The 15643-nt window shown below is 38.8% G+C and carries 17 protein-coding genes and 2 other annotated features; of the genes, 2 read left to right on the forward strand and 15 right to left on the reverse strand.

Translation table 11 applies throughout. From position 1 onward, the window contains the following. Positions 1-16: 16 nt before the first annotated feature. Positions 17-246 (reverse strand) — a binding site (T-box leader). 65 nt (positions 247-311) lie between these two features. After that, the gene (locus JCM9157_RS05175) at positions 312-1058 is read right to left on the reverse strand and encodes a TrmH family RNA methyltransferase (protein ID WP_035662845.1); all 747 of its coding nucleotides are present in this window, start codon (positions 1056-1058) and stop codon (positions 312-314) included. A 129-nt stretch (positions 1059-1187) separates the two neighbouring features. Here JCM9157_RS05175 and sspI point away from each other — a divergent pair, with 129 nt between their 5' ends. Next, a complete protein-coding gene (gene sspI / locus JCM9157_RS05180; protein WP_035662846.1) occupies positions 1188-1394 on the forward strand; it encodes a small acid-soluble spore protein SspI in 207 nt (68 codons plus the stop codon). 269 nt (positions 1395-1663) lie between these two features. Here the strand turns inward: sspI and JCM9157_RS05185 are convergent, their stop codons facing one another. Next, positions 1664-2749: a M42 family metallopeptidase gene (locus JCM9157_RS05185; protein WP_035662847.1), complete on the reverse strand. Its 1086-nt coding sequence runs from the start codon at positions 2747-2749 to the stop codon at positions 1664-1666. Positions 2750-2814: 65 nt separating this feature from the next. Next, on the reverse strand, positions 2815-3297 hold the full coding sequence (locus tag JCM9157_RS05190) for a dUTP diphosphatase (RefSeq protein ID WP_035662849.1): 483 nt from the start codon (positions 3295-3297) through the stop codon (positions 2815-2817). Between the two features lie 161 nt (positions 3298-3458). Between JCM9157_RS05190 and JCM9157_RS05195 the strand changes: the two genes are divergently transcribed. Further along, positions 3459-3839, forward strand: coding sequence for a hypothetical protein (locus tag JCM9157_RS05195; protein ID WP_035662850.1), 381 nt, complete (start codon positions 3459-3461; stop codon positions 3837-3839). A gap of 85 nt (positions 3840-3924) precedes the next feature. Here the strand turns inward: JCM9157_RS05195 and JCM9157_RS05200 are convergent, their stop codons facing one another. The 12 genes from JCM9157_RS05200 to speD all read right to left on the reverse strand — a co-directional run bounded on the left by JCM9157_RS05200 (position 3925) and on the right by speD (position 15465). After that, positions 3925-4497: a TVP38/TMEM64 family protein gene (locus JCM9157_RS05200; protein WP_035662851.1), complete on the reverse strand. Its 573-nt coding sequence runs from the start codon at positions 4495-4497 to the stop codon at positions 3925-3927. A 25-nt stretch (positions 4498-4522) separates the two neighbouring features. Continuing rightward, on the reverse strand, positions 4523-4792 hold the full coding sequence (locus JCM9157_RS05205; RefSeq protein ID WP_035662852.1) for a DUF1294 domain-containing protein: 270 nt from the start codon (positions 4790-4792) through the stop codon (positions 4523-4525). Positions 4793-4952: 160 nt separating this feature from the next. After that, positions 4953-5312: a 50S ribosomal protein L20 gene (rplT, locus tag JCM9157_RS05210; RefSeq protein ID WP_035662853.1), complete on the reverse strand. Its 360-nt coding sequence runs from the start codon at positions 5310-5312 to the stop codon at positions 4953-4955. A gap of 30 nt (positions 5313-5342) precedes the next feature. Then, complete coding sequence (gene rpmI / locus JCM9157_RS05215; protein WP_035662855.1) at positions 5343-5543, reverse strand: 50S ribosomal protein L35; 201 nt, start codon at positions 5541-5543, stop codon at positions 5343-5345. A gap of 43 nt (positions 5544-5586) precedes the next feature. After that, a complete protein-coding gene (infC, locus tag JCM9157_RS05220) occupies positions 5587-6090 on the reverse strand; it encodes a translation initiation factor IF-3 (protein ID WP_035662857.1) in 504 nt (167 codons plus the stop codon). A 99-nt stretch (positions 6091-6189) separates the two neighbouring features. Then, positions 6190-6317 (reverse strand) — a sequence feature (ribosomal protein L20 leader region). 547 nt (positions 6318-6864) lie between these two features. Continuing rightward, positions 6865-8796 (reverse strand): threonine--tRNA ligase, encoded by a 1932-nt coding sequence (thrS, locus tag JCM9157_RS05225; RefSeq protein WP_035662858.1) that lies wholly within the window; start codon positions 8794-8796, stop codon positions 6865-6867. A 350-nt stretch (positions 8797-9146) separates the two neighbouring features. Beyond that, on the reverse strand, positions 9147-10007 hold the full coding sequence (ytxC, locus tag JCM9157_RS05230; protein ID WP_035662859.1) for a putative sporulation protein YtxC: 861 nt from the start codon (positions 10005-10007) through the stop codon (positions 9147-9149). A 682-nt stretch (positions 10008-10689) separates the two neighbouring features. Then, the gene (gene mqnC / locus JCM9157_RS05235; protein ID WP_035662861.1) at positions 10690-11802 is read right to left on the reverse strand and encodes a cyclic dehypoxanthinyl futalosine synthase; all 1113 of its coding nucleotides are present in this window, start codon (positions 11800-11802) and stop codon (positions 10690-10692) included. 100 nt (positions 11803-11902) lie between these two features. Continuing rightward, complete coding sequence (gene dnaI, locus JCM9157_RS05240; protein ID WP_035662862.1) at positions 11903-12832, reverse strand: primosomal protein DnaI; 930 nt, start codon at positions 12830-12832, stop codon at positions 11903-11905. A gap of 2 nt (positions 12833-12834) precedes the next feature. Continuing rightward, positions 12835-14274, reverse strand: a complete 1440-nt coding sequence (locus JCM9157_RS05245; protein ID WP_035662864.1) for a replication initiation and membrane attachment family protein — start codon at positions 14272-14274, stop codon at positions 12835-12837. A gap of 78 nt (positions 14275-14352) precedes the next feature. Next, positions 14353-14808, reverse strand: coding sequence for a transcriptional regulator NrdR (gene nrdR, locus JCM9157_RS05250; protein ID WP_035662866.1), 456 nt, complete (start codon positions 14806-14808; stop codon positions 14353-14355). A gap of 276 nt (positions 14809-15084) precedes the next feature. Beyond that, positions 15085-15465 (reverse strand): adenosylmethionine decarboxylase, encoded by a 381-nt coding sequence (gene speD / locus JCM9157_RS05255; RefSeq protein WP_035662867.1) that lies wholly within the window; start codon positions 15463-15465, stop codon positions 15085-15087. Between the last annotated feature and the right edge of the window lie 178 nt (positions 15466-15643).

The raw sequence follows: 15643 nt of genomic DNA on the forward strand, positions 1-15643 counted from the left end.
GAGCCTTCGCTCCCGCAAAAGGGACGAAGACTCGTGGTACCACCCTTAGTTAATAGTGAGACATCCCCACTATTATCTTCATTGCTGTAACGGTCGAAACCGGAACACCTTCACAAGAGTCTCTTGCGGTCCAGTGTCTGCTCCAGAGTGAATTCCGTTTTTCCTTCCATAAAAATGCTTTCAGTCTAAGGCATTTTCTCCCTGAATGGTGGTTAAAAACATACTACTCTCTTTCTTAGCATTTATAAAATATACATTTGATTTATTTATTATAGAGAAAGTTATGCGGAGATGCAACTTCCTTACCTAAATTAACCCTTAAAATAATAAAGTAAAATTCCTGTTGCAACAGCAACATTTAACGATTCTGCTTGTCCATGTATAGGAATGTATACATTTTGATCAGCCATCTCAAGTAACGTTTGAGACACTCCTTCTCCTTCATTGCCAACTATTAAGGCAAACTGTGCTTGTGGCTCTAGGGCAGAATAAGAGCTCGCTTCCTTCAACGCTGTCCCAAAAACAGGAATCATTGCATTTTTAAGCTTACCAACCCACTCTTCAAGGTTGCCTTTTATAACAGGGAGATGGAACAAAGAGCCTTGTGAAGCACGAATGACTTTACTATTAAATACGTCCACACTTCCTTCACCAAGAATCACTCCTGTTAAACCAGCTGCGTCGGCCGTACGAATCATCGTCCCAACATTGCCTGGGTCTTGAACTCGGTCAATTAGCAGGTATTGTCCTTCTAATCGTTCAACTTCAGGTTCCTTTGGTAACACGCAAACAGCCGCAATGCCTTGAGGAGTCTCTGTCTCAGAAAGCTCTTTCATAATTTGATCAGTGACTAATATAACATCTTCAGACTGAAGTGTAGATGTAGGAGTTGCTTCTTCTGTCATCAACACATACTCGACTAATTTTGCCTTACTTGCTTCCTCAACAAGGTGATATCCTTCGACGAGGAAACGCCCCGTTGTTTCCCGACCTTTTCTTGTTTTTAGCTTTTTCCATTTTTTTATATGTTCATTTTTTACTGAGTCAATTCTTTTCATTTTCTACTCCTTTAAAAAACTTCTTCTCATTTCATCCATCATACCCATTTTTTTTCTCATAATCCAGTCCATGCTGTTGCATACTACTAGCAGAAGGATTATTTTTCAATTAAAAAGGAGTGCTAAGCGATGAGTTTTAATTTACGTGGGGCAATTATGGCCAATATTAAAGGAAGTACTGATCAAGAGGTAGAAGCAACGATCGTAGATGCGATGCAAAAAGGCGAAGAAAAAATGCTTCCTGGTTTAGGCGTTTTATTTGAAGTATACTGGCAAAATGCTAGTGAAGAAGATAAAAATGCTGTTTGTCAGCAAATTAGTCAAGGTTTGCAGTAATATTTGTTGGGGCACGGGTCTTATCTATGGACCAGTGCTCTTTTTTGATTTTATACAAAGTTTGATTTATTTGTTGTGAGGTGTGTGCGGATCAGAAAAGTAGTTTTTCGGATCATAAATTTCCCGATTCGGATCAGAAAACCGGAGTTTTAGATCAGAAAACAGAAGCTTCCGATCAGAAACAGCAAGATCGAGCAATTACCGAGCCCGGCTACACTAGAGAGTGATAAAAAAGAGCGAATTCACTAGGAAATCGCTCTTTTTTATCATTAATTATACGTAATTTTCTCGACTGTTTCTTGATCGAGCTTTTTGATTACTTCTACGATTAGCTTAACCGTATTTTCATAATCATCACGATGTAGCATCGCTGCGTGCGTGTGAATATAACGGGTTGGTACGGTAATAGATAGTGCAGGCACACCGTTCGCTGTTAAATGAATAGCGCCAGAATCCGTTCCGCCTCCTGCCATTGAGTCAAATTGATACGGAATGTTATTCTCATCAGCTGTATCCGTAACGAAATCTCGTAGTCCTTTGTGAGAGATCATTGATGCATCATATAAAACAATTTGTGGCCCGTCGCCCATTTTGGCAAGTGCTTCTTTTTCCGTGACTCCTGGAGTATCTCCTGCAATCCCAACATCAACGCCAAAGCCAATATCCGGTTGAATTAAATGAGCAGATGTACGAGCTCCGCGAAGGCCAACTTCCTCTTGAACCGTTCCAACTCCGTAAACCGTATTAGGATGGTCCACTCCTTGTAACCCACGCAAGACATCAATAGCAATCGCACAACCAATTCGGTTATCCCACGCTTTTGCCATTATATATTTCTCATTTTTCATCACAGTAAATTCACAGACAGGAACAACTGAATCTCCAGGTCTGACACCAAACTCCTCAGCTTCTTCTCTGCTCTGTGCACCAATATCAATGAACATATCTTTTTTATCAACTGGCTTTTTACGAGCTTCTGGTGCAAGAATATGTGGAGGTTTAGAGCCTACGACTCCAGGGATATTTCCGTTTTTCGTCATAATTGTCACACGCTGTGCTAGCATAACTTGCTCCCACCAGCCGCCAATTGTCTGAAAACGTAAAAATCCTTTTTCGTCGATGCTCGTAACCATAAATCCAATTTCATCAAGATGACCAGCTACCATAATTTTCGGGCCATTTGCTTTTCCCGTTTTTTTAGCGACAAGGCTTCCTAGATGATCTGTCGTTACTTCATCTGCAAATGGAGTTATGTATTTACTCATTACTTCTCTTGCTTCACGCTCATTCCCTGAAATCCCGTTTGCATCTGTTAAATCTTTTAACATTTGCAATTTTTCATCAAGCTTAGTCATTATGTAATCCCTCCTATAATTTTCTACCATTTAAGTATACAGAAAATAGTTACAACAATCTAATCTTAGTAGCCGTTATCTTGCCTTTCATGGTTCACTTTATTTTTTTCTAAATAAGCTCCCTCAATCTCTTCATATGTAAAACCAAGTTTAGCCCCTAACGCGAAAAACGAATTTAAAAAAGCTTGAAACAGCTGTGGATTATGTTCTAGACGTTGTGATAAATGTATTATATCTAAAAATTGTTCTGTAAGCGTTTCTTTCGGTTCATGTTTATCTGGTACGATAACCGACGTCGTTTCAAGTGTTAAACCAAGAGTTAAAGCAAAATGAAGGCCATCCACATATTCTTCTAAAATAACCGCTCGTTCCGAGGAAGACTTCCGACTCCAATACTTAAAGCACCTTGTTTCATTCGCCAATTCTCCTATCTCAACAATAAAAGCAAGTAACTTTTCTTTAAAGAGATCTTGATTAGCTAAATGATGCTCCTCTATGATTCGGTCATTTAGTTGTTTTTGTATAGCGAATAACGTTTGTATATCCATGATATTCCTCCTCTTTTCAGTATTATAACAATTATTTTCAAAAAAAAACGTAACCAAATCGATAGTTAATCGTATCACATAGTAAGGACTTTACTTCTCTAAAGAAAGTATGTCAAAATCATTATATACAAAAGAATGTACCTCATAAGGAGGCGAATAAATTGGTTATCTTATTTCGTTTGTTGTTACTGATCGCTGTCGTAGTACTAGCTTATTCAGCATTAAAATATCTATTTCACCCTAAAAGAAAGCTTGAGCAAGCCCACGACAAAAAGCAATTTTATTTCTACGATGAAGAAAAAGACGTCCGAAAAAACTTTCTCATTACTTATAAGGGAGTTATGTTTGAAGGTGAAAAGTATCTGGGGACAACTGATCAATCGTTTGAGATTGTCTCCATATACGTTTGGGCTAGACAAACTGATCGCTTAACTGGGTTTAACAAAGAAGATTTTCAATTTATCGCAGATGATATCCGCCTACGATACCCAAGTGCGAAGATTGAATGGAAAAGTCCGATAAAAGAGCTATTAAAAAAATAATGGTTTAGCGCAAAGAAAAAAGCTAGTTACCATAAAATTAGACCATATCATCATGATATGGTCTTTAAAGTGCTAGAGAAACATTTTACGATTTCTTGGTCGCAAAAAATTCATCCCAGCTAATATTTGTTCTTTTCTTCCTAAAAAACAGAAAAAGAATCGCTAAGAAACTGGCAAAAACAAGCGTTCCAGCAAGTGGTAATTCGTGTATCATGTCTCCAAAAGCCGTATAAACAACAGCCGGTGGAATGCTAACTAGAAACGAATACTTTGAATATGTTTTAAAATCTTTTGTTGATTCCATTAAATAAAGAGACACGAGATGAAAATGAACAAAAGGCATAAGCCGCATAACCATCATTTGAGGAACACTTACTTGTTTTGACTTTAATAGACGCTTTTTTATTTTCGTCAACTTCCCTCTCACACTAGGAAAAATATGAATAAGCCCATAGAAGACCATACTTACCGCAGTAAGACCTATAATGGAATAGATTGACCCATAAACCGTCCCAAATAAATAGCCACCTAGAAGGCAAATAACAAGCACTGGAATAAAAAAGATTTGTCTACATACATGGAGCAAGACAAAGAACAGCGGAGCTAGCCAACCACTTTGTTCAATAAATTGAAATGAGCTCTCTAAAAATTCCTCCATACTATTGGCCCCCTCTTCTCTTAATCTATGCTGTGATAACCTGTAAGATGAAGACTAGTACTAGTAATTGAATAAAGAGAATAATTGGAACTCCTATATAAAATTTTTTCTTTTTTGTTTTATGGCGAAAAGCTTTCATGCCAACATACACTCCTAAACTACCAGCTAACCAAGCAAATAAAAACAATGTCTTCTCTGCAACCCGTCTTTGACCTTGTTTCGCCCGGGTCTTGTCCAATCCCATGATAACATAGGCTAGGATGTTAATCACAATGAGATAAACAGTTAGTAGCATAGTAAGGCACCTCCAATTATTCATTTTATTTTATAGGCTGCGCATCCTTCATGATCCGTTATATTTCACCTTGTTCAGTTTCAGATATAATAGCTACCTCTTAAGTGAAATTACCTTTTTACAAAATAAAAAAAGCGCGACATCTGCCGCGCTTTTATCATTATGCGTTTAAACTAGCTTTTGCTTTATCAGCAAGTTGTGCAAATGACTGTTCGTCAGTTACAGCAAGCTCAGCAAGCATTTTACGGTTTACATTGATATCAGCAAGCTTTAAACCGTGCATGAAACGGCTATAAGAAAGACCATTCATACGAGCAGCTGCGTTGATACGTGTAATCCAAAGCTTACGGAAGTCACGCTTTTTGTTACGACGATCACGGTAAGCATAAAGTAATGACTTCATTACCTGACCTTGAGCTGATTTAAATAGTGTATGTTTAGAACCGTAATAACCTTTAGCTAACTTTAGAACTTTCTTACGACGACGACGAGCGACATAACCGCCTTTTACTCTTGGCATCGAAGTTCCCTCCTTCTATCAAACGATCAATTATTTTTTGTACGTTAACATTGAGCGGATACGCTTGAAATCACCAGAATGAACCATTCCAGCTTTGCGTAACTTACGCTTTTGCTTTTGTGACTTGTTACCGAATAAGTGACTAGTAAATGCGTGTGAGCGCTTCAGCTTTCCAGATCCAGTCTTCTTGAAACGCTTTGCAGCACCACGGTGAGTTTTCATTTTTGGCATAACTCAGGTCCTCCTTTAATCTTGTTACAAGCTAGATTAGATGTTACTTCTCAGCTTTAGGAGCAAGCATAAGGAACATGCTACGCCCTTCCATCTTAGGCATTGATTCTACCACTGCAACATCTTCACATTCTTTTGCTAAACGCTCTAATACTTTCCGTCCAATTTGAGAGTGAGTAATAGCACGTCCACGGAAGCGGATCGCCACTTTTACTTTATCTCCTTTTTCAAGGAATTTACGAGCGTTGCGAAGCTTTGTATTGAAATCATTATCTTCAATCGTCGGGCTCAGACGAACCTCTTTTACATTGATGATTTTTTGATTTTTACGCGCTTCTTTTTCTTTCTTTTGTTGTTCATAACGGAATTTTCCGTAGTCCATAATACGACACACAGGTGGTTTCGCAGTTGGGGCAACACATACTAAATCAAGATTAACGTTTTGTGCCATTTCAAGAGCTTCTTGTTTTGACTTAACTCCAACTTGATCTCCGTTTGCTCCAATAAGACGTACTTCACGTGCACGAATCCCTTCATTGACCAACATGTCTTTACTAATAACGAGCCACCTCCAAAGGATTTTAACGAACCAAAGCAAATTTATAAGCATTACTACTGCAACAGTAGCTTTAATGCACCTCATTTAAGTACAAAAAAAGTGTAGGCGCAATATATACGCCCACACTTATTCCATTTATCCAGAAATGAAACGTTTAATACCTGTAAACTGCTATTGCGTCATCAGGTGAGAAGCGGGCGCCTCTGCTTGCTTTGTTTCCAATGTTTAATTGTTTACTCAACGAATATACCATATCCATTGAAAGGTGTCAAACTTTTTTAGTGGCCGACCTATATTATTCTAACCCTTAAGTTATTAGAAAGCAATGCCTTATTTTAAGAAAAATTATACAAAGATATTAGTTTTTTTGAAGAAGTGGTTTACTGGTTAGCTAGGGAGAGAACTTTTTATCGGCTGATTGTGATTGGGGAGTGGTTGAGCTGTGGACATGAGATACCTTATCTGTGGTTTCACTGTGATTTTTGTGGGGGAAACGGACCTAGAAGCCCTTATTGGCTATTTTACAGGCTTTATTAAGCTCAATTTTAGCTAATAAGGAACCTGAAGTCCCTGAACATTGAAAAATCAGGGTTTTAATGCCATATAAGGGCATCTGTGTCCGCACCACGACCTCCCGGCTTCGCTTAATGTTTCACCCCTCCTTATCCCTACCTCTGCCTCTTTCCTCGGTCGTTAGCATTGGCTTCGCTCGCTGCTCTGAAAAAAACCAACAGGGAAGTTCGCCCTGTTGGTTTTTTTCTCTTATTTTCTTGCTTCTGTTTTCATTTGTTCAACGAATTGCTCTAGAGAAACGGATTCTGAGTCTTGTTCTCCGTATTTGCGGATGTTCACTGCTGATGCTTCCATTTCCTTGTCTCCTAGGACAAGCATGTAAGGAATTTTTTGCATTTGAGCTTCGCGGATTTTGTATCCTAGCTTTTCGTCGCGTTCATCAATTTCAACACGGACACCGACCGCTTGTAAGCTTTCTTGAACTTTTTTCGCATAGTCTAAGTGCACATCATTTGAGACTGGAATGATTTGTGTTTGAATTGGTGCTAACCATGTTGGGAAAGCACCTTTGTATTCTTCTAGTAAGAAAGCAACAAAACGCTCCATTGTTGAAACAACACCGCGGTGAACAACGACTGGACGATGCTGTTGGCCGTCTTCTCCAACATATGTTAAATCAAAGCGTTCAGGAAGTAGGAAATCTAATTGAACCGTTGACAGAGTTTCCTCTTTTCCAAGTGCTGTTTTCACCTGAACGTCAAGCTTAGGACCGTAGAAAGCCGCTTCTCCTTCTGCTTCGAAATATTCAATATCGCCAAGCTCATTCATCGCATCTTTAAGCATTCCTTGAGCTTTTTCCCACATTGCATCATCATCAAAATATTTTTCTTTATCTTCAGGGTCGCGATACGATAAACGGAATTTGAAACTCTCAATTCCAAAGTCTTTGTATACTTCTCGAATTAAATGAACCACTCGTAAAAATTCCTCTTTAATCTGATCAGGTCGACAGAAAATATGAGCGTCATTTAAAGTCATACCTCGAACACGCTGAAGACCTGAAACGGCACCAGACATCTCATAACGGTGCATCATGCCAAGTTCGGCAATACGAAGAGGCAATTGACGATAGCTTCTCATCTCTTGCTTATACACCATCATGTGATGTGGACAGTTCATTGGGCGAAGAACAAACTCTTCATTGTCGCGCTCCATAACAGGGAACATATCATCCTTATAGTGCTCCCAGTGGCCAGAAGTTTTATAAAGTTCTGAGCTGCCTAAAATAGGCGTGTACACATGTTGATAACCAAGTCTTTCTTCTTTGTCGACAATATAACGCTCAATGATACGACGAACCGTAGCACCTTTAGGTAGCCATAGTGGCAAGCCTTGTCCCACTTTTTGTGATAAAGCGAAAATACCAAGCTCTTTTCCTAACTTACGGTGGTCACGCTCTTTCGCTTCCTCTAGTAGACGAAGGTGCTCTTTTAAATCTTCTTTTGTAAAGAAAGCTGTTCCGTAAATACGTTGAAGCATTTTATTTTTGCTATCGCCTCGCCAGTATGCGCCAGCTAAACTAAGAAGCTTGAACTCCTTAATTTTATTTGTTGATGGAATGTGAATACCACGACAAAGATCAAAGAATTCACCTTGCTCGTAAATCGTCAACATCTCACCTTCAGGAATGGCTTCAATCAGCTCTAACTTGTACTCATCACCAATTTCCTTGTATTTCGCGATCGCTTCTTCTCTTGTTACCTCGATACGCTTCAATTCAAGATTTTCTGAGATGATTTTTTTCATTTCTTTTTCAATCTTAGGTAGATCCTCAGCTGTGATAGATTGCTCCGAGTCAATATCATAATAGAAGCCACCTTCAATGACAGGACCAACTCCAAGTTTAACGTCTTTAAATAAGCGTTTTACAGCTTGTGCCAACACGTGTGCTGTACTGTGACGAACAATCTCTAAAGCCTCATCCGAGTCTGGAGTTACAATCGCAATATCTCCGTCCACTGTAATCGGTGTACGTAGATCAATTAATTCATTATTTACTTTCCCAGCAAGTGCTTTTTTCTTTAAACCTGGGCTAATCGATGCCGCGATCTCTTCTGTCGTTGTTCCACTTGGAAACTCCTTTACCGCGCCATCTGGAAATGTCATTTTTACAACAGCCATGCTAGTTCACTCCTTCTATAAAATAAAATAAAAAACACTCATCCCTAAAAAAGGGACGAGTGTAGTTCGTGGTTCCACCCTTGTTCGAGTCGACTCAAGTTATGAGTTAACTCCTCAAGAATACAATGTAACGGTTGTTCCCGGCATTAGATAGTCCACACAATCGTGTTTCCCTAACGCAGTTCAGAGGTGGTAAGAACGTCAGTCTAGTTAGGAAGCTTTCAGCACATGCTTCCCTCTCTGCAAACTTTATTGAACGCCTCATGTCCTCATCAAGACTCTTTCTTTATTGACTATGATATGTAGTATTATAGGGAGCCTTGTTTAGAAAAGCAAGTCGAATTCAAAAATTAATTCCATTCCTGTTCATAAGCTTTCAGAGGATGAAGTTTCATTCTCTCTTGGAAAATAGCTTGAATAGATAAAATAACTCCATGATCTGGATCATCCGTGAAAACATGAACAAGGCGTGGAACCATGCTCACTAATGGACTAATGACCATTTCTTCAATGTCAACTTCTTGTTCGAAGACTAAATCGTCTTGTAAATGAAAAAGTAATTCCTCTCTCGTCATTCTACGAAAGTGCTCATCGTAAAACACGAAGGTTTTATCATGTACGACATAAACAAGATCTAGCTTCGATCGTTTATATTGAACATACTGTCTGAAATCTTCAATCATGTTTTGATATTCCTGTTCTAGCATATACTCATCAATGGCCATTTCAACACAGTCAATTAAAATCTCTCCGTAATCTCTCAGTCTGAATGTGAGAAACGGTTCGTAATAAAACGTTGTTTCCTCTTCTAAGTGCTTCGCAAAAGCATCGTAAATAAAAGCCCTTCGATTAAAGAATGGTTTCATCTGTGGCAAATCATTGCGGTCCCCTTCTAAAATGGAACGAGCAATGGTTAGAATTTGTTGCTGTTCTTCTGCATCCGTAAAATAAAACATCGTTTCAATAATGTCTAACAACCACTCATCTTCCTTTGTACTAATAACATAATCGGTTAGCACAGAAGCAAGTAATGGATGAAACGAATCATAAAAGTCCACTTGCTTATCTTCATATTTGAGGATAATCGTATCCTCACCTTCTGCTTTCACAGCACCACCCAAGCCGTATTCAGCGTATTTTTGGATATACGCTGTCAGCTGACGAAGCAGCTGCTTGCAATCATGTTCTTGTTCAAAATGGATTGCTATCAACGCTCACTCCCCCTTACAAATAACGAACACCTCTATAGGTACATCCTTTTTACTCCAATCTCAGACAGGCTCTACTTTCATCCTATGTTCAGGTTTTAAAAACATGATTAAATAATCTAGGAAGTGTGATGCTTTATTTATGAAGGCCGTTTTCGTGAAATTTTTGCTATAAAAATAGTTGTCTCCGTCACATGTTCGTTCCATTGCGCTCCAGTCACTCGCTTTCCGCGGGGAGGTGCCGAGCCTCCACGGCTTCGCCAGTGGGGTCTCGCCCCTACCTCTTCATCCCGCAGGAGTCGAGTGACTTCCGCTCCATTTCACTACGAGAAAGTAAACCCAAAACAACAATACGTGAAAATAACCTTTTATAAAAATCTTCTCGTAAGTATTATTCGTATCATACTTATTAAAAACTAACTAAGTGGAATGGAGCGGAAGGTACTTGACTCCTGCGGGAAAAAGAGGAAAGGCCAAGACCACACAGACGAATGTCGTGGGGGCTTGGCTCCTCCCCGCGGAAAGCAAGTACCTGCAGCGTAATGAAACGGAGCGGTTAATGGCGATTTGATGAAGAAAAACAATAAAGTATACGAAAACAGTCTATAGAATACCTCCCTTCCCTCACCCCTTTTCAACACAAAAAAAGCCCCTTCCAATAAAATTGAAAAGGACTCACTTCCTATTAATTTTGCATAATAAAATCTTTCGTTGCTTGTTCTTCTTCATCAAAGACACGTAAAATTTCATATTTCGTATTACGCTGTGCTGGAATTTTACCTGCTTCACGGATAAGACGAAGAATTTCGTTTGTATTAACTTTATGAGTGGTTCCTGCTGCAGAAACAACATTTTCTTCCATCATCGTTGATCCAAAGTCATTACAACCATATTCAAGAGACAACTTACCGACTTCTGGACCCATTGTCACCCAAGATGATTGGAAATTCTCAATATTATCTATGAATAATCGAGAAATAGCCACATTTTTTAAATAGTCACGAGGGGTTAACTTCTTTGTTTTATACATACCCGTATTTTCAGGCTGGAATAACCATGAAATGTAGGCTGTAAAACATTGAGTCTCATCTTGCGCATCTCGAACTCGTTGCATGTGAAGAGCACGTTCTTCGTATGATTCGCCGAATCCAATTACCATTGTAGCAGATCCATGCATTCCGACCTTTTTCGTTGCTTTCATTGCATCAATCCATTGTTCCCATGTAATCTTAAGACGACTAACTCGTAATCTTGTTTCTTCTGTGAGAATTTCTGCTCCACCACCAGGCATACTATCAAGACCAGCTTCATGTAATTCGCGTAACACTTCTTCAACAGAAAGATTTGACACTTCTGCAATCTTCCAAATCTCAGCTGGAGAGAAAGAATGCATCCAAATATCAGGATAGCGCTTTTTAATTTCCTTCAGTAAATCTGTATAGTAACTCAGAGGTAGATTAGGATTTGTTCCACCTTGCATTAATATTTCTGTACCGTCAACAGCAAGTGTTTCTTCGATCTTTTGAAAAATGACATCATCACTTAGAACATAACCCTCTTTGTGCCCCGGAGCACGGTAAAATGCACAGAAGCGACAATATGTGTCACAGAAATTTGTATAGTTTACATTTCTACCAATTACAAACGTGGTAACTGGCTCTGGGTGCCATTTCTTCATAATTTCGTTGGCCGCTGCCCCCATTTTTTCAACTTCATCACTCTCATAAAGAGCGACCGCGTCGTCCATAGTCAGCCGTTCACCATTTAGAGCCCGTTCTAATATCGCATCTATGCTCATGTTGTACCCTCCGCTATCTATTAGAATAAGATACTTTTATCCTATCATAGTTACTTCTTTTGGCAAAGAGAAGAGGTCTCATTTGGAAAAATGTTCATGTTTATCTAACGCGTCGATTTGCGCCTTCGACCGTGACAAAACTTGTATAATGTTTGATTCTCTCCATAATTCTTTTGGCTTTCAATTCTTCAATTCCACCACGTTCAGAATAAGATAGATGCTCCTCTAATTCATCATAATCATAATTTGAGGTAAATAGTGTTGGTAAGTTTTCTAGCATTCTATATTGTAAAATAGCTCCCAATACATCATCACGAATCCAGCCAGAAATCGTTTCCGCACCGATATCATCAAGAATTAAAACTTGAGCTTTTTTTACCATGTCAAGTTTCTCTTGGAATGTCCCGTCTCCAATAGAAGATTTCATCTCTCTAAAGAAATCTGGTGTGTAAACAATAAATGTTTGGATGCCTCTGTCACGAAGTTCATTCGCTACAGCTCCCATCAAATACGTTTTTCCAACACCAAATTTCCCGTAAAAATAAAGCCCTTGTCCTTCATCGCCCGGCTTGGCACTTAACGCGAATTGCAATGCTTTTCGACTGGCTTCTTCTCGTTCATGATCTGGATCTAATTGGTCAAAAGTTGCTTGCAGTATGTCTTTAGGTACGTACAGGGAATTAATGAGTTGTCTTTGTTTTCGATCGTTATCAGCTTTTTTCTTTAACGAACAAGGATGATAAGTAAGATCTAATGATTTTCTCGCAACGATTAACTCAGGCTGATACCCCTTCATCATGTTAGGGCACTGCGACAAACCAGGACATTGCTGACAATGATTAAGTTCCTTTTGAAGCTCGTAAAGTTTAATTAAATCTTGATCTAGAACTTCCTCAGAAACATCGACTTTCTCTAATGCTTGTTTGACAACAGGGTCATGAAGCAATGTTCTTTTGGCATCATTTAGCCTTTGCTGAAACCTCTCATTATCAACGGCCCATTGTTTCAATGAAGATTGAATTGACTCCATACTTATACCTCTCCTCTCTGTTCTTTGTTTCGCCTACGTTCAGCCAGCATTTCTTCAAAACTTTTTTCCCCATTTTGTGTTTGTTGCACTGGTGCCTTCGTTTCCTGTGATTCTACCTTTTGTTTTTCTTTTTCAGCCAATAACCATTTTGGTAGTTTATCACGTTTAGGCTGTTGCTTTTGTCTCGTAGATTTATTAAAAGTACTTTGTTTTTTAGGTTGTTCAGAAGCCTTTTTCTGTTCTTGTACAGCTAGTTGCATCGCTTCTTTGACTGTTTTTACTTTTTTTCTAGACCAGTGTGCAGCTATTTTATCTATTAATGCTTTTGCTAACTTCATATCCTGACTCCACAAAATGAAATCTATTAACACATTTGCTACACCAGGAAGTAATTGATGGTCAACAATTAACGATTCTACAATCTTGGCATCGGCTGCAGCCACCTTTGCTCCGTCTGCTCTTATTTCTAGTAATGTAAGAGGTGGCGTCGTTTCATAAAACTTAATCGCTCTTTCCTCTTCTGTTGCTGGCTCTTTTCCGTGCAACTCTTGATATTGAATCGGGTGCTGTTGCAAGCCAAGACCAGGTGGTTCATTGCTATGCTCAATCTTATACCACTCTTGCACTTTTTTTCTCAATTCATTTACATTCAGTTTATCATCATGCAAAAGAGATTGTTGTAAGATGCTCGTCATTTCTAAAGGTTCTATTCTGTAAACAAACGCTAATCTTCCAATTAGTGTTTTCACTTCGTCCGTTAGAACTTCAGCTGGCACGATGAAAGAAGCCAGACTTTTCTCTAGAAGGTCAAAGTCAAATTGTTGGTGCAAGAAAGTAAACTCCTGCTTTTCTGATTCTACCAATTGTTTATGCGAGTCTACTTTTAATGCGTTACCTGTTTCTGATTTTAAATTAGAAACCATTTCTGAATGATGAAGTGAAGCAAACACTTCATCAAACGCATACGTTAACTCCGTGTATTCCTCATGCTCTAGCTTGTCCAACGTAAATCGTTCACGCAATTGCCGGTAATGCGTTTTGCCAAGACGATTAAATAAATAAACACTTAACACGTCATTTTCAAAAAATTGCTTCGGTGTCATAGGTGGAAGAACTTCATAAAGATAAGTAGATTCTCCAGAAGCGTCTTTCCGCTTATATGTTTTTAATAACCCAATACCTTCGAGTTTCTTTCGCTCTTCGTAAATCACTTCGAGTGGAGCACCTAGCAATAACATTAATTGCCTATGTGTTTGTTCCTCACTCCAAAATTGGTCTTTTTGTAATTGAGACAAAAATGTAATGTACAGACTATGAGCAACAGCCCCAATTAGAGGTTGATACAAAAGCGTTAGCGTTAGACGATCTATTTCTGTTACATATTGACTTGTTCGAATGGTAAAGCGATCAACTGGTAATAATTCCTTCCAATGCCATGTCATTTCTAAGTCCTCCTCTCTAAGTAATGTCAACGTAAAAAGAGCTTCCAGCGAGTTGACGCTATAAGCTCTATTTGATTCTTAGCTTTTATTCATTAATTCGGTCAGTTCTTTTATAAAGACGTTAATATCTTTAAATTGACGGTAAACAGATGCGAACCTAACATAAGCAACATCATCAATCACCGCTAATCGCTCCATGACAAGTTCGCCAACATCTTGACTCATCACTTCATTTTTTCCTAAACCACGAAGCTCTCTTTCGACATCATTTACAATTTTCTCGAGAGTTTCTAATGAAACAGGCCTTTTTTCACAGGCGCGAATTAAGCCTCTGAGAATCTTGTCCTGACTAAATTCTTGACGGGTCCCATCCTTTTTAACAACTATTAAAGGAATTTCCTCGATCATTTCAAAGGTAGTAAAACGATGACTGCATTCTTCGCATTCTCTTCTTCTTCGAATTGAACGACCTTCATGACTAGGTCTAGAATCTAGTACTCGAGTTCCATTATGATGACAAGCAGGACATAACATGTAATCATCTCCACTTTCCGTACGTACTCAGATTATCTTGGTACTCTTATAATATAGAAAAACAAAAAATCTGACAAGATAAGCGCCTAGTCGTTCATTTTCTTTATGTAACCATCATATCACATATCCTAAAGTGTTATATACGTAAAAAATGTTCCAAATCAAAAAGAGACTGACCCAACACTGTTTTTAGCCTACAAGTAACTTTTGAAACCTTCGTTTCTAAGGTTATTGTTGATCAAAAACAATTAGATGGTCAACCTCTTTATTTCACGCTTATAAAGCTTTTACTTTTGATTTACCAACCTTAATTGGTCCCATGCCTCGAGGAATCTCAATGACTTCACTCGTAGTAGCCTCTAGAGACTCAGTTATGTGATCGGCTGCGATATTCGGATCTAAGTCACCACAAGTAAAAACATCAATACTCGCGTACCCATGCTCAGGAAAACTGTGAATCGTTAAATGAGATTCGGAGATAATGACAACCCCACTAACTCCCTGAGGTGCAAACTTGTGAAAGGCCACTTCGCGAACCTCTGCTCCTGATTCCAAAGCAGCGTCAACAAAAATTTGTTCAATTAAAATCATATTATTCAACTTTTCCACGTTACATCCCCAAAGCTCCGCTATAACGTGACGACCCATAGTGTCCATAAGTTGAACCCCCCTTTGAAAGAATTTTCATGCCTTCTTAAGCTTGTAGGAAAGGTAACATTACAAGGGGGAAAGTTAGTCCAGAGAGATCCTAACCCTTTCTGCAACAAAACAATTCCTGATTTGCTGTATGAAGTTCACGAAAATCAATTTCCTTGTTTTAGAAATTGATTGAAGC

The organism is Halalkalibacter akibai JCM 9157 (assembly GCF_000513135.1).
Lineage (GTDB): Bacteria > Bacillota > Bacilli > Bacillales > Bacillaceae_D > Halalkalibacter > Halalkalibacter akibai.

Excerpts from the sequence above, each read along its gene's own strand:
- JCM9157_RS05175 (WP_035662845.1), bottom strand. The coding sequence starts at position 1,058 with ATGAAAAGAATTGACTCAGTAAAAAATGAACATATAAAAAAATGGAAA.
- sspI (WP_035662846.1), top strand. The coding sequence starts at position 1,188 with ATGAGTTTTAATTTACGTGGGGCAATTATGGCCAATATTAAAGGAAGT.
- JCM9157_RS05185 (WP_035662847.1), bottom strand. The coding sequence starts at position 2,749 with ATGACTAAGCTTGATGAAAAATTGCAAATGTTAAAAGATTTAACAGAT.
- JCM9157_RS05190 (WP_035662849.1), bottom strand. The coding sequence starts at position 3,297 with ATGGATATACAAACGTTATTCGCTATACAAAAACAACTAAATGACCGA.
- JCM9157_RS05200 (WP_035662851.1), bottom strand. The coding sequence starts at position 4,497 with ATGGAGGAATTTTTAGAGAGCTCATTTCAATTTATTGAACAAAGTGGT.
- JCM9157_RS05205 (WP_035662852.1), bottom strand. The coding sequence starts at position 4,792 with ATGCTACTAACTGTTTATCTCATTGTGATTAACATCCTAGCCTATGTT.
- rplT (WP_035662853.1), bottom strand. The coding sequence starts at position 5,312 with ATGCCAAGAGTAAAAGGCGGTTATGTCGCTCGTCGTCGTCGTAAGAAA.
- rpmI (WP_035662855.1), bottom strand. The coding sequence starts at position 5,543 with ATGCCAAAAATGAAAACTCACCGTGGTGCTGCAAAGCGTTTCAAGAAG.
- infC (WP_035662857.1), bottom strand. The coding sequence starts at position 6,090 with ATGTTGGTCAATGAAGGGATTCGTGCACGTGAAGTACGTCTTATTGGA.
- thrS (WP_035662858.1), bottom strand. The coding sequence starts at position 8,796 with ATGGCTGTTGTAAAAATGACATTTCCAGATGGCGCGGTAAAGGAGTTT.
- mqnC (WP_035662861.1), bottom strand. The coding sequence starts at position 11,802 with ATGAGCATAGATGCGATATTAGAACGGGCTCTAAATGGTGAACGGCTG.
- dnaI (WP_035662862.1), bottom strand. The coding sequence starts at position 12,832 with ATGGAGTCAATTCAATCTTCATTGAAACAATGGGCCGTTGATAATGAG.
- JCM9157_RS05245 (WP_035662864.1), bottom strand. The coding sequence starts at position 14,274 with ATGACATGGCATTGGAAGGAATTATTACCAGTTGATCGCTTTACCATT.
- nrdR (WP_035662866.1), bottom strand. The coding sequence starts at position 14,808 with ATGTTATGTCCTGCTTGTCATCATAATGGAACTCGAGTACTAGATTCT.
- speD (WP_035662867.1), bottom strand. The coding sequence starts at position 15,465 with ATGGACACTATGGGTCGTCACGTTATAGCGGAGCTTTGGGGATGTAAC.